The organism is Ensifer sp. Root142, from assembly GCF_001426785.1.
In the GTDB taxonomy this organism is placed as follows: Bacteria; Pseudomonadota; Alphaproteobacteria; order Rhizobiales; family Rhizobiaceae; genus Ensifer; species Ensifer canadensis.
Genome location: NZ_LMFK01000011.1, coordinates 1 through 12,111 on the forward strand (window position 1 = coordinate 1; position 12,111 = coordinate 12,111).

Genomic DNA, 12,111 nt, shown 5'->3' on the forward strand with positions numbered 1-12,111 from the left:
AATCAATGCCATCCGACATCGAGAAGACTGGTGTTAGTCTCTTGATAAAACGTGACCGCCAAAGTCTCTTTCACAAAGAACCAGTTAAGGTTCCTCACGAGCTCCGCCGCCCACGTTTCTCTTTCTCTATATTCAACTGTCAAAGAACAGACGGTCAAACCGTCAAAACTTCCCGCCGAAACTCGCGTCCCGACCAATCAGCATCCGCCAATCAAGGAAACCTTAAAACGAAGGACATCGTCGCCAGCAGCGCCGCCGCCCTCGTTCAGTGATCGGGCTTATAGACCCCACCCCTCACATACGTCAACACTCAATCGCAAAAAATCGACAAGATCGAACAACACATTGAAAATACAAACGAATTGGAAGCGAGAGTTATCAACAGGGCGAGATGGGCGGTATCGCCTGGGCGAAAATACCGGATTTCCGGGATTCCTGCGGCAACCGGAGCGAAATCGTCACCCGCTGATGCAAAGCCAGGGGCATGCAGCGGGCAGATCGGTGGCCGCCGAGGCTCAAACACGACGCGAAATGCGGTTGCGTCTGCAATCGAGGACGATACTGTTCGAGAGCGGCGATCCCGGTCCGCCGCCCCAGGCAATCGCCGGGCCAACGCTCCACGAACGATACACATTGCGACACTCGCTGAAAGGGTTCGAAAGATGATGAAAGGTTCCGACGTTCTGATTGCTGCATTGGAGAACGAAGGGGTCGACTGCATCTTCGGCGTGCCCGGAGAGGAAAACCTGCATGTGGTGGAGTCGCTGCGTAAATCCCGCATCAAGCTGGTTTTGACCCGGCACGAACAGGCCGCAGCCTTCATGGCCGCGACGCATGGGCGCCTGACCGGCAAGCCGGGTGTCTGCATGGCGACGCTCGGCCCCGGCGCCCTCAATTTTTCGACCGGCGCCGCCTATGCCAATCTCGGCGCCATGCCGATGATCCTGATCACGGGGCAGAAGCCGATCAAGACGGCCCGCCAGGCCCGCTTCCAGATCGTCGATGTCGTTGCCTCGATGCGGCCCTTGACCAAGATGACGCGACAGATCGTCAGCGTCGGCAGCATTCCGGCTGCCGTTCGCGACGCTTTTCGCGTGGCCATGGAAGAGCGACCCGGTGCGGTGCACCTTGAATTGCCGGAGGATGTCGCCGGCGAAACCATCGGTGAGGCGCCGATCATTCCGGTTCACCCGCTCGACCGGCCGGTGGCGCCGTCTGCTGCCATCGACCGGGCGGTTGAGATCATCCTTGCGGCCAAGCGGCCGCTGATCATGATCGGCGCGGCCAGCAGCCGCCCGCGGCTCGTGGATGCGCTCTCCGCCTTTGTCCGCCGGATGCGCATCCCCTTCTTCAACACCCAGATGGGCAAGGGCGCGGTCAACGGCGGCTCCAACCTCTATGTCGGCACGGCCGCTCTTTCCGAGCGCGACTATGTGCATGATGCCATCGATCAGGCGGACCTGATCATTTCCGTCGGTCACGACACAGTGGAAAAGCCACCCTTCCTGATGCGCAGCGAAGGCGGGCCGAAGGTTCTGCACATCGGCTACAGCTCGGCCAATGTCGAGCAGGTCTATCATCCCGACGCAGAAGTGATCGGCGACATCGGCACGACGGTGACCGCGATCGCCGATCGGCTCGGTGGCAAGCTCGATCCGGAACCGCTGCTGCTCAGCCTGCGCCAGACCATTCTCGACAAGCTCAACGAAGGCGCAGACGAAGACCGGTTCCCGGTGACGCCGCAACGTATCGTCCATGACGTGCGCAAGGTGATGCCGGAAGACGGTGTCGTCTGCCTCGACAACGGCATGTACAAGATCTGGTTTGCCCGGCACTACCGCACCCATGTCGCCAACACGCTGTTGCTCGACAATGCGCTCGCCACCATGGGCGCCGGCCTGCCTTCTGCAATGATGGCGGCGATGCTCTATCCCGAGCGCCGCGTCATGGCGGTGTGCGGCGACGGCGGCTTCATGATGAACTCCCAGGAGATGGAGACCGCCGTTCGCCTCGGCCTCAATCTGGTGGTCGTCATCCTCAACGACAGTGCCTATGGCATGATCCGCTGGAAGCAGGCCGTTGACGATTTCCCGGATTTCGGCCTGACATTCGGCAATCCGGACTTCGTGCGCTACGCGGAAGCCTATGGTGCGACGGGCTCGCGGGTCTCGAGCGCGGACATGCTGGTGCCGACGCTCGAGGCTGCCTTTACCGGCGGCGGCGTGCATCTCGTCGATGTGCCGATCGACTATTCCGAAAACATGCGCGTGCTGGTCGATGAGCTGCGCACCCGCTCTTAAGACCTGCTTTCTCCAGGCGAGTAACATAGGCCCGCCAGCCGTTGCCTTAATCGGGCGACCGGCCTGACGGGCCCGTATCCAAAGGACACCCCGGCCTTCGTCTCACCATGGATCCTAATGTTGCCAATCAAGGCGGCCCCATGGCCGTGATTGGCAACAAGCCTTGCGCTGCCATCTTTTGGACTTATATTGCACTGCACTCGGCGCCTGTTTTTGGCCGAGTTTTTCTTGGCTGCATGCCGCCTTCACGCGAAAAGCCTCGCTCTTCGCGCACAACCGAAGGACCACTTCATGACTGTTTCGATAAACAATCTTGATGCCTCCACCACGGGCGCTTTGGCCCATGTCGATATCGGCGATACCGTCAGACGTTCCCGTCAAGCGATCGGCTACAGCGTTGACGAACTTGCGCTCACCTGCGGGCTGACCGACATCGAAATCACCAACATCGAGCTTGGTGTCGACACCGATCCGGCCAAGCTCCGTCGGATCGCCGCCGCACTTCAGTTGCCCCTAACCACCTTCCTGCTCAGCTAGGCCCAATGGGCGTCGCGTCCACACGAGACGCGACACCCACCCGGCGTTCTTGGAGCGATGCCAATCAACCTGTAAAACCCTGCGATAGAATCTCCTTCAGTAGCGCAAGCGGCGTGGGGCGACTTGGCACGCGCTGATGCAGGAAAACAATCCTGCGCTCGTACGAGGCGGCATCGGGTACCTCGACCAGGCAAAATCCGTCCCGTCCCAGGCCCTGCCAGGCCGGAACGACGGAGTTTCCCATCCCGTTGGCCACGAGCATGGCTATGGTTTCGAGCGCGTCCATGTCGCAACGAATGTCCGGATCAAGCCCGGCATCGGCGAGATATTGTGACGACAGCCGCCCGCCCCAGGATCCCGGATCGTAGCGGATGAACGGCGCCTGCCGGATTTGCTCAGCGATATCGTCAGGTTCCGTCGCATCCCTGCTGATGAACACAAGCGGTTCGCGGCGAATGACATATGCCGCCAATCCCTTTGGCAGCAAGAATGGCGGTTCAACCAGAACCGCGGCATCGAGCTCGCCTGCAAGCAACTGTTCGTAGAGCTGCAACGACGAACCGGGGCGCAGTATCAGCTTCAGGCTCGGCGCCCGACGGGAGAGTTCGTCCAGAACCTCAGGGAAGATGCCTGTCAGCGCCGTCGAGATCGCCCCGATTTTCAACTCGGCGGCAAGACCGCCGCCTGCAACGTCGTATCTGAGGTTTTCGACTTCCCGGATTAAGAGACGCGCCCGCGGCAACAGCGAAAGACAGGCCTCCGTCGGCTGGGCCGAATGGGCGCCGCGGGCAAGCAAAATGCACCCAAGAGCCCGTTCGAGCGATTGAATGCGCTGGCTGACGGCGGCCGGCGTCAACTTTTCCCGGCGTGCAGCGGCTGCGATGGACCCCGTTTCCACCGTGGCGACTAGGCTTTGCAGGAAGCGAATATCCACCATGAATCCTTATTCTCAGAGAAAGAATTACATAGTTTTTCTTAGCCTCTCAAGACGCTATCCCTGTGTCAACCGGAGACACAGGAGTTCCAGATGAAGTCGCTTTTCCATCTCGCCTTTCACGTCACCGATCTCGATGAGGCCCGCAGGTTCTACGGCGACGTGCTTGGTTGCGAGGAAGGGCGCAGCACGGATACCTGGGTCGATTTCGATTTCTTTGGCCATCAACTGTCGCTGCATCTGGGCAAGCCCTTCGAAGTCACGCGGACCGGCAAGGTCGGCAACTACCTCGTACTGATGCCGCATATGGGCGTGGTGCTGCGCTTGGCGGATTGGTTCGTGCTGGCCGAGCGCCTGGAACAAAAGGGCGTGCGCTTCGACATTCCGCCGGTCGTGCGTTTCGAAGGCGAGCCCGGCGAGCAGCGGACGATGTTCTTCCTCGATCCGAGCGGCAATCCCATCGAGGTCAAGGGGTTTGCCGATTTCGACAGCCTGTTTGCACGCTGACACCGGAGGCGGATGTGAAGAAGCCTATCGCCTTGGTGACGCGCATCGACCGCGCCGACGAACAGGCCTGGGTGGCCATCCTGGCCAGGCTGTTGCCGGAGAACGAAATCGTGCACTTCCACGAGATGGACGATGCGCAGCGCGACGCCGCCGAAATCGCCATCGTTGCCAATCCCGATCCTGGGCACGTGGCGGCCCTACCCAATCTCAAGTGGATACACAGTCTTTGGGCAGGGGTAGAGCGACTGGTCGCCGAGCTCGGCCAGGCAGCGCCCCCGATCGTCAGGCTTGAAGACCCCGAGCTGGCTCGGGTCATGGCGGAAGCGATCCTTGCCTGGACCTATTATCTTCACCGCGACATGCCCGCCTACCGCAGGCAGCAGGCGGCGGCAATCTGGCGGCAGCATCCGTACCGCCGGCCAGGCGATCTCACGGTCGGGATCCTGGGCATGGGGCTTCTCGGAAAAGCAGCGGCAGGAAAACTGACGGCAGCCGGCTTCCGGGTTACGGGCTGGGCACGGTCGCCGCAGCAGATAGACGGCGTCGATATGGTCAGCGCCGAGAGCGGCCTCGATCGGCTCTTGCGGACAAGCGACATAGTCGCCAGCCTGTTACCGCTGACATCAGAGACCCACGGCCTGCTCGATGCCCGTCGCCTCTCATCCATGAAAACCGGCGCGCGCCTCATCAATTTTTCCCGCGGGCCGATCATCGTCGACGTCGACCTGATCGCGGCGTTGGACGCTGGGCATATCGCGCATGCGGTGCTCGATGTTTTCGACGCCGAGCCTTTGCCACCCACGTCGCCCTATTGGCGGCATGACAGCGTGACGGTATTGCCGCACATTTCCGCGCCGACCGACAGGAACACGGCCGCCGTGATCGTCGCTGATAATATCAATCGGTATTATGCGACCGGCGCACTGCCCGCAGCCATCGATATCAAGCGCGGGTACTAGCCGCGTCTTAGTGCCTCGAGCCCCGCGTTCAGCGCCACATCGTCACCATGCTCGAGGCCGAAGAGGACGTCCAGCAGCGGGAAGGTGCTGCGATAGAAGCGGATCTGGTCCTGCATCGCATCTATCCCGGGATAGTATGGGTGCATGAGCGCGAGGAAATCGTCGCCCAGGCCGGCGGAAAGGCTGGCGAGGTCATGAGCAGGGTCGCCGATCGAGCATCCCGCAAAGTCGATAACGCCCGAGACCTGGCCGTCGTCGACGAGAATGTTTCCCGTGCCAATGTCACCATGAATGATCGCCGTGGCGAGTTGTTCGCTGTCAGCCGAAAGAAACCGTTCGAAATTACCTCGAATTGCGATGGCAATGTCGGCCGGCACGAGCGGCAGAACCTTTTCGACAACATCAGAAAAAAGGTCGCGCCATTCCGTCAGGGGATCATGCGCTTCGTTCCGCACGCCGAGAGTATCGAGCGGCAGCGCATGCAGAGCCCGGAGGAAGCCGGCGAGTGCCGACGCCAGCTGTTGTCGCCGGGTGTCGCTCATGCCGGCGAGATCCAGCAAAGGCGTGCCGGGCAATTTCGTGTGCGTCGCGACAATGCCCGAGGCAAGGGTCACAACGCTTGCGGCCGGAACGGGCAGCGGCAGCCGCCCGGCAAGAGCCGCAAGGACCTTCGTTTCCCGCAGGAGATCACGACACGCGCCGTCATGCCGTGGAACCCGAATGATCAATTGCCCGGTGTCGAGCACATGATTGTTCTGCCCGGTGTCGATGACTTCCGCCGACAGGATTTCCAGCCGCCCGAGGACCGATACTATTTCATCTATGCTCGGACGCATCGTCCGCCCTCTCCAAGCAACAGCGTCCTCAAAGGTTCTGCCAAACGCCACCATTCCGCCCTCGTCAGCGAACTGCAATGCGGCGGCTGTGGCCACGCGTTTTCAGGGACATACTGCATAACTTCGTGGAGTGCCAACGGGTCGGTCGGGTGTCGTGCGCCAATACTTGTCTTCTATAATCAAGTTTATCACGCGGCAAGCGTGTTCCTGCGAAAACACATCCCATCCGACGCATAGGCGTGTCACAGTGCCAAGCCGGGGGGGGGGTGTGCGCCCGATGCCCTAGCCGTTTCGGAAGCTGGCGCCGACGAAGCTCAGCGCTTCGGGCAAACCGCTGCGCCAATAGGCCCAGTCATGGCCGCCCTCCCGTGCGATGAAGCGGTGCTCCACGCCAAGCTTTTGAAGCTTCAAATGGAGCTCGGAGTTGCCAGCGAAGAAATCGTCACTCGAACCGCAATCCATATAGAGCGCTGTCTTGCCGATTTGCTCGGCAGGGATCGTCTCGACCAGATCGAGCACGCTGTTGTCGTGATAGGCGGCATTCAAACGGCCCTTGCCGGCAAGCCCCAGCCCCCAGGCTTTGCCATAGCGACGATCGTATCCCGACTGGTCCATCTCGACGACCTGACCGTCTGTTCGAAAGGCCGCGCTCAGCGCCGCAGCGGCGGAGAACATCTCAGGCCGTTTGAATGAGAAGGCGATGGCCGCATAGCCGCCCATGGAAAGGCCGAGAATCCCGCGCCCTTCCTTCTCCGGCACCGTCCGGTAGGTGTGGTCGATGTAGGTTACGAACTCCTGAAGGAACATGTCCTGCCAGCGGTAACCGCCGTCAGCGTCGTTCATGTAGTAGGTGTTGAATCTGTTCTCCTTGTCCCGGCGCCCTTCCGGCGTGACTGCGATGAAGGCCGGCACCTCCCCGCTTTCGATCATCCGGTCGAACACCCGGTCGGCTCCGCCGAAACGATACCAGTCGGTATTTTTGCCTTTGCCCCCGCCATGCATGAGATAGATGACGGGGTAGGAGCGGTTCCCGGCCTCGTATTTCGGCGGGAGATAGACGGTATATTCGACATCCTTGCCGAGAATCCTGCTGGGCATCTTTTGCCCTTCGAGCACCGTGCCCGCGTTCGCCGCCCAGGAATTGGCCAAGGAAACGAGCGCGAGAAAGCCGGCAAGAACGGTCGTTTTGAACATCGAGTTCCTCCTGTCTGCAGGCTTGGCAAATAGGCGGAAGGAAGTCGTTGTCAAACAAAGCCCCTCACCCGAAAGCGAGGGACATTGACCGCAAGCCATGAAAGCGGCGGTGCGAGCCGCGCTATCTTGCGTCGTGAAAGATGATGCCGACAGTGTGGCGCAGGCCTGACCTGACACGGCTGACGCCATGGCGCAGGTTGACGCGATAATTGCCCTTCGTGCCTTGAACCGGCCGGTTGTGAACGGCAAAAGCCACGGCATCACCTTGGCGGAGGGGAACGACCTCGACCCGGCTTTGCATGCGCGGACGCTGCTCCGTCAGCACGAATTCACCGCCCGTGAAATCCTTTCCCGGTTCGGAAAGAAGGATCGCGACCTGTATCGGAAAGGCAAGATCACCATAGAGGTCCTGGTGCAGGCAATTGAAATCGCCGGGCACATATTGCAGCAGCAGCGGTGTTGGCCGTGTCTGGCCCGCATCGTGGCACTGCCTCAGGAATTCCCGGTGCTCCGCCGGATATCTCGTCTCGATCCCCATGCGACCGTTCCATTGGTTGGCAACGTCGGCGAGGCGCGGATAGAGCGCAGTGCGAAGACCGCCAAGCAGATCCGGCAACGGATACTTGAAGTAGCGATATTCCCCCTTGCCGAAACCGTGCCTGGCCATGTGGATATGGCTGCGGAAATGCTGCTCGTCCTTGTAGAGCGCCGAAATCCGTCGGCAGTCGTCCGCCGACAGAAGCTTTTCCATGACCGCGCAGCCATAGCCGTTCAACGCGTCCGAAATCGCCTGCCAATCGTAAGCTGCGACATGCGTCTCCACAGCCTGTTCGGTCCGATCTGCAATAGCCATTGAAATGCGCGGATTCATAGCATCGCCTCCTTGGCGATCAGCGTGCGCTTGCGCTCTATGCCCCAACGGTAGCCGGCGAGTTCACCGCTGCTGCGCACGACACGGTGGCATGGAATGGCCAAAGCGATGACATTGGCGGCGCAGGCGTTGGCAACGGCGCGCGCGGATGTCGGTGCGCCAACGCGGACCGCCAGCTCGGCGTAAGTGATCGTCGTCCCCGCCGGGATCGCGCGAAGCGCCTGCCAGACACGGCGCTGGAGTGTTGTCCCGCGAAGGGCAAGCGGGAGATCCATTCCCTCGCCAGGGTTATCGATGAAGCGAAGGACCTTCGCCAGCTCGGTGCGAAGTCCGGCTTCGTTCCGGTTCAATGCACGGCCAGGAAAACGATCCGCAAGATCTCGCTCCAGTTGCTCCGCGTCAGCACCGATCAGGATCGCACAAACACCGCCGACGCTGCGCGCGATCAGAACACAGCCCAACTCTGCTTGTGCAACGCCATACTCCACGGTTGTGCGGTTAGCGACGTCGACGGCTTGCCGCGGTCGCGGGGTGTGCGTCCGGTTGTCGATGAGGTTCATGAGACTAACTCCTTGTTCCGTTCCGTTCTCTTCACCGACCCTAGAGATGCGTCGCCTTGGCCGAACTCCGCTCCTTGCTTTCAAATCGAAAAGACTTGTCTCCTGCAGCGCCGCCCGCATCACATCGATGGTCCCTTAACGTGCACGCCGGAAGGTCAGGTTGATGCGCATGCGGCCAAGGGTCTCGTGTTCGCCGTCCTTCAACTCTGTGACCCCGTGATAGAATAGGCGCGACCGCCCACCCCAGATGACGACATCGCCATGACGCAGCGCGTATTTGCGGATCGGGTCGGTGCGGTTTGGTCCGCCAAACTGGAATGTGGCGGGGAGCCCGAGCGAAACCGAAACGATGGGGTGCGAGAAATCGCGCTCGTCCTTGTCCTGATGAAGCGAAAGCCGTGCGCCCGGTTCGTACCGGTTGATCAGGCAGGCATCGGGTCTGAAATCCGGATAGCCTGCTTCGGTCGCCGCCGCGATGGCAAGGTCGAGGAAGGACGATGGCAGCGGCGGCCACGGCTTGCCGCTCTCCGGGTCTAGCCGGTCGTAGCGGTACCCGCTCCGGTCCGTGACCCATCCGGCCGCCCCGCAATTGGTCATCGCAACCGACATCGTGTAGCCGCCCGGTGTCACCATGTGCCGGAACGGTGCCTCAGCAATGACCGATCGCAGTCCCGGCAGGATTTGCCCCTCAAGCGACAGCGCAAAGCCGCGAAGCAGCGTCGCGCCTTCGGCCATGCTCTCGCGTGACGGTTCGACGGCAAGCTTGGCGAATAGGTCAGTCATGGCGTCTTTCCGGAGAGAAAATTGGTGATGTCGGGATGAAGGACAGGGCGGTAACCGGCCCGAAGAACCCTGACGGTCGAAGGCGGCGTCAGAATTCCCTCAGCGATGATGCCCATTTCCGGGCTCAGGTAACCCGCCTCGGTCCAGCGGAAACAGCGCCCGGATGCGAGCGTGAAGGCAAAGCCGGATGCCACCACCATCGTCCCGTCTGGTAGATCCCTGACTGGCGACGGCAACGGATGGATGCGCTTCTGTCCGCGTAGAACTCGTTCGCTATGGAGCACCGCATCGAGTTCGCCCGCCGAAGGCGACGCCATCAAGCCGCCAGTCCAGGCGACTCTGAAGACTAGAGCGGCCTCCCGTCTGCAGAAGAAGCACGGGCGGTGCCCCGCCGCCAGCGCCACGGCCTCGTCGAGGAAGAAAAGCTCGGTCCAGCTTCGGCCGGCCATGACGTCGCGCCGGCGATCCCCGTATTCGCAGGTGCAGATCAGCCACGCCTTGGACGTCCACCGCCGCCGCAATAGGGTTTTAGTCTCGGGGTCGTGGATGATGCCGCGGTTGCCGGTGAACAGGCCGCGCTGCGCGATAGCGATAATGTCGCCGAATGGCGTCACGCGATTCTGGAGGGGCTGGCGAACGCTATTCATACAGGCGGATCTCCCCGGGCCGCATTACGTCGGAAATGATACCATCGAACGGGCGGGCGATATGCAGCCCGACGCACCGCTTCGTCGCCGCGAAGATAACCATTTGGGCGCGACACCGCGCGGCGGCACCCATTAAGCGGCTCCACGGGCCGCCTCGCGGTCGAGCAAGGCGCGCTTGCGTTCGACGCCCCAGGCATAACCCGACAGCGCTCCATCATTCCGCACCACCCGATGGCACGGGATGACAACGGCGAGGCTATTCGCCGCGCATGCGCCAGCGACGGCACGAACCGCCTTCGGCTGCCCGATGCGACGGGCAATTTCCGCGTAGGACACCGTCCTGCCGACCGGAATTTCCTGCAGGGCCTGCCAGACCCGCTGCTGGAATGCTGTCCCGCGAACATCGAACGGTAGGTCGAGGCCGATGCCCGGGGCTTCGACGAAGCCGACCACCTGTGCGACAAGCGCCTCGTAGTCGGCATCGGCGCCAATCAGCTCCGCCTTCGGAAAACGGTCCTGAAGGTCGCGCACAAGCGCCTCCGGATCGTCTCCGAGCAGGATGGACGCGACACCTTTCCGGCTTGATGCGACGAGGATCGCGCCGAGCGACGTCTGGCCGACGGCAAATCGGATTTCCTCATCCGCGCCGCCTGCGCGGTAGCGTGCCGGCGTCATGCCGAGAATATCAGTCGAGTTCTCGTAGAAACGACCGCTCGAGTTGAAGCCCGCTTCATAGATCGCCTCCGTTACGCTGTTGCCCGCTTCCAGCCCACGACGAACCTTGGCAGCTCGATGAGCAGCCGCATAGTCCTTTGGCGTCAAGCCGATCGCTGCCTTGAACAGCCGATGGAAATAGCTCTGGCTCTTGCCGACGGCAGCGGCCAGATCGCCCAAGGCCAGCTCTTCATCGCTGTCTTCGATCAGCCGGCAAGCCCTAACGACGATGGCAGCGTTTGCCTCATCGCTGGATGGGCCGTCCGGGTTGCACCGCCGACACGGGCGAAAGCCCGTCGCCTTCGCGCCTTCAAGCGTGTCGTGCAGTTGGACATTCTTGGGATTGGCGATGCGTGAAGGGCATGAGGGGCGGCAATAGACGCCGGTGGTCGTGACCGAATACCAGAAATGCCCGTCGGAAGCCTTGTCGCGGCTGACGATGGCGACCCAGCGCGGGTCGCGCGCGACTGGGACCCTGGTCGCGGCAGCTGCGGTTGGGAATGTCGTCGCCATATTCATCGTCGGACGCTCCTCATGCCGGTCGCGCCTGGGAGGTATCCGGGTCGCGGCCTTCAAGCTCAAGATTGACCACCACTCGGGCGATCTGCTGCTCCAAGAAGCTTCGCCAAAAAGGCTGGGCCACGCCACCCGTTTCCTGTGCGTGGCGTGGCACCCGATCGATCAGGCCGCTTTCATCAATCCGAGTTGCGTCAGGGCCGCAACCCCGTCGTCGAGACCGATCTCCTCGACGATCTTGCCGTTGATGACCTTCAGAACCGTCGTCCCCGTGAAGCGCATCTTGCGGCCACTTCCTGCCGGCAGACTGCCGGCCAGGAAGTCGTCGAAGGCAGCGCCGGTATGGGTGCCGCCGCCTTCCCATTGGCCGACGACATAGTCGCCTTCGGCGATGAGGTCGGCCGTGCCCCAGAAGTTCAGATCCGGGAACGCGGCACGGAAATCGGTCATGAAGGCTTTGATATCATCATGGCCGCGGCGCGGTTCATGCAGGGAATATTTCAACAGCATGTCTGCAGACGCGATCTCGTTGACGATGGAAAGATCTACGTCGCGACCCCAAAACTCTGTGAACCATCTGCTGACCACCGCCTTGTTGTCTTCTTCCTTGCTCATTGGCTTTCTCCTCGAATTGACACGGGCTCGACCGTCGATAACGCCGGTTGCCTGCGCATAAAGGTAGCCTGAGCTACGGCGCCCAAAACTCCGGTTCTTACCCTCCAATCGAAACCAGTTCGCAATTCCGAGCGCCGG

Annotated in this window: 14 protein-coding genes; 5 read left to right on the forward strand and 9 right to left on the reverse strand. The window is 61.5% G+C overall.

Features of this window, described 5'->3' with window-relative positions; translation table 11 throughout:
* From ASD52_RS39540 to ASD52_RS11590, 3 genes are all read left to right on the forward strand, one after another.
* The coding region (locus tag ASD52_RS39540; RefSeq protein ID WP_210179269.1) for a hypothetical protein at positions 1 to 272 on the forward strand (272 nt) is incomplete at its 5' end.
* 390 nt (positions 273 to 662) lie between these two features.
* Positions 663 to 2,300, forward strand: coding sequence for an acetolactate synthase large subunit (locus tag ASD52_RS11585; protein WP_057224447.1), 1,638 nt, complete (start codon positions 663 to 665; stop codon positions 2,298 to 2,300).
* Between the two features lie 291 nt (positions 2,301 to 2,591).
* On the forward strand, positions 2,592 to 2,837 hold the full coding sequence (locus ASD52_RS11590; protein ID WP_025429968.1) for a helix-turn-helix domain-containing protein: 246 nt from the start codon (positions 2,592 to 2,594) through the stop codon (positions 2,835 to 2,837).
* 64 nt (positions 2,838 to 2,901) lie between these two features.
* Here ASD52_RS11590 and ASD52_RS11595 read toward each other — a convergent pair whose 3' ends face one another.
* Positions 2,902 to 3,774 carry a LysR family transcriptional regulator gene (locus ASD52_RS11595; RefSeq protein WP_198956875.1) on the reverse strand — a complete coding sequence of 291 codons (873 nt, stop codon included), beginning with the start codon at positions 3,772 to 3,774 and terminating at the stop codon, positions 2,902 to 2,904.
* Between the two features lie 90 nt (positions 3,775 to 3,864).
* Between ASD52_RS11595 and ASD52_RS11600 the strand changes: the two genes are divergently transcribed.
* Together ASD52_RS11600 and ASD52_RS11605 are read left to right on the forward strand one after the other, a co-directional pair.
* The gene (locus ASD52_RS11600) at positions 3,865 to 4,278 is read left to right on the forward strand and encodes a VOC family protein (protein WP_057224449.1); all 414 of its coding nucleotides are present in this window, start codon (positions 3,865 to 3,867) and stop codon (positions 4,276 to 4,278) included.
* 14 nt (positions 4,279 to 4,292) lie between these two features.
* Positions 4,293 to 5,237, forward strand: coding sequence for a glyoxylate/hydroxypyruvate reductase A (locus tag ASD52_RS11605; protein WP_057224450.1), 945 nt, complete (start codon positions 4,293 to 4,295; stop codon positions 5,235 to 5,237).
* Here the strand turns inward: ASD52_RS11605 and ASD52_RS11610 are convergent.
* The 8 genes from ASD52_RS11610 to ASD52_RS11645 all read right to left on the reverse strand — a co-directional run bounded on the left by ASD52_RS11610 (position 5,234) and on the right by ASD52_RS11645 (position 11,973).
* Entirely contained in the window at positions 5,234 to 6,073 is an 840-nt protein-coding gene (locus ASD52_RS11610; RefSeq protein ID WP_057224452.1) for a phosphotransferase, read from the reverse strand. The two genes, ASD52_RS11605 and ASD52_RS11610, sit on opposite strands and share 4 nt — an antisense overlap.
* Positions 6,074 to 6,355: 282 nt before the next feature.
* Positions 6,356 to 7,267: an alpha/beta hydrolase-fold protein gene (locus tag ASD52_RS11615; RefSeq protein ID WP_025429962.1), complete on the reverse strand. Its 912-nt coding sequence runs from the start codon at positions 7,265 to 7,267 to the stop codon at positions 6,356 to 6,358.
* Between the two features lie 121 nt (positions 7,268 to 7,388).
* A complete protein-coding gene (locus ASD52_RS11620; protein WP_192434017.1) occupies positions 7,389 to 8,138 on the reverse strand; it encodes a 2OG-Fe(II) oxygenase in 750 nt (249 codons plus the stop codon).
* A complete protein-coding gene (locus ASD52_RS11625; protein ID WP_082555528.1) occupies positions 8,135 to 8,698 on the reverse strand; it encodes a methylated-DNA--[protein]-cysteine S-methyltransferase in 564 nt (187 codons plus the stop codon). The genes ASD52_RS11620 and ASD52_RS11625 overlap by 4 nt, the downstream gene beginning before the upstream one ends.
* A gap of 135 nt (positions 8,699 to 8,833) precedes the next feature.
* Entirely contained in the window at positions 8,834 to 9,481 is a 648-nt protein-coding gene (gene alkB / locus ASD52_RS11630; protein WP_025429959.1) for a DNA oxidative demethylase AlkB, read from the reverse strand.
* On the reverse strand, positions 9,478 to 10,128 hold the full coding sequence (locus ASD52_RS11635) for a hypothetical protein (RefSeq protein ID WP_025429958.1): 651 nt from the start codon (positions 10,126 to 10,128) through the stop codon (positions 9,478 to 9,480). Before ASD52_RS11635 ends, alkB begins: the two co-directional genes overlap by 4 nt.
* A 132-nt stretch (positions 10,129 to 10,260) precedes the next feature.
* A complete protein-coding gene (gene ada / locus ASD52_RS11640) occupies positions 10,261 to 11,355 on the reverse strand; it encodes a bifunctional DNA-binding transcriptional regulator/O6-methylguanine-DNA methyltransferase Ada (protein WP_038578736.1) in 1,095 nt (364 codons plus the stop codon).
* 168 nt (positions 11,356 to 11,523) lie between these two features.
* On the reverse strand, positions 11,524 to 11,973 hold the full coding sequence (locus tag ASD52_RS11645) for an ester cyclase (protein ID WP_025429956.1): 450 nt from the start codon (positions 11,971 to 11,973) through the stop codon (positions 11,524 to 11,526).
* Positions 11,974 to 12,111 lie beyond the last annotated feature (138 nt).

Excerpts from the sequence above, each read along its gene's own strand:
- ASD52_RS11585 (WP_057224447.1), top strand. The coding sequence starts at position 663 with ATGATGAAAGGTTCCGACGTTCTGATTGCTGCATTGGAGAACGAAGGG.
- ASD52_RS11590 (WP_025429968.1), top strand. The coding sequence starts at position 2,592 with ATGACTGTTTCGATAAACAATCTTGATGCCTCCACCACGGGCGCTTTG.
- ASD52_RS11595 (WP_198956875.1), bottom strand. The coding sequence starts at position 3,774 with ATGGTGGATATTCGCTTCCTGCAAAGCCTAGTCGCCACGGTGGAAACG.
- ASD52_RS11600 (WP_057224449.1), top strand. The coding sequence starts at position 3,865 with ATGAAGTCGCTTTTCCATCTCGCCTTTCACGTCACCGATCTCGATGAG.
- ASD52_RS11610 (WP_057224452.1), bottom strand. The coding sequence starts at position 6,073 with ATGCGTCCGAGCATAGATGAAATAGTATCGGTCCTCGGGCGGCTGGAA.
- ASD52_RS11615 (WP_025429962.1), bottom strand. The coding sequence starts at position 7,267 with ATGTTCAAAACGACCGTTCTTGCCGGCTTTCTCGCGCTCGTTTCCTTG.
- ASD52_RS11620 (WP_192434017.1), bottom strand. The coding sequence starts at position 8,138 with ATGAATCCGCGCATTTCAATGGCTATTGCAGATCGGACCGAACAGGCT.
- ASD52_RS11625 (WP_082555528.1), bottom strand. The coding sequence starts at position 8,698 with ATGAACCTCATCGACAACCGGACGCACACCCCGCGACCGCGGCAAGCC.
- alkB (WP_025429959.1), bottom strand. The coding sequence starts at position 9,481 with ATGACTGACCTATTCGCCAAGCTTGCCGTCGAACCGTCACGCGAGAGC.
- ASD52_RS11635 (WP_025429958.1), bottom strand. The coding sequence starts at position 10,128 with ATGAATAGCGTTCGCCAGCCCCTCCAGAATCGCGTGACGCCATTCGGC.
- ada (WP_038578736.1), bottom strand. The coding sequence starts at position 11,355 with ATGGCGACGACATTCCCAACCGCAGCTGCCGCGACCAGGGTCCCAGTC.
- ASD52_RS11645 (WP_025429956.1), bottom strand. The coding sequence starts at position 11,973 with ATGAGCAAGGAAGAAGACAACAAGGCGGTGGTCAGCAGATGGTTCACA.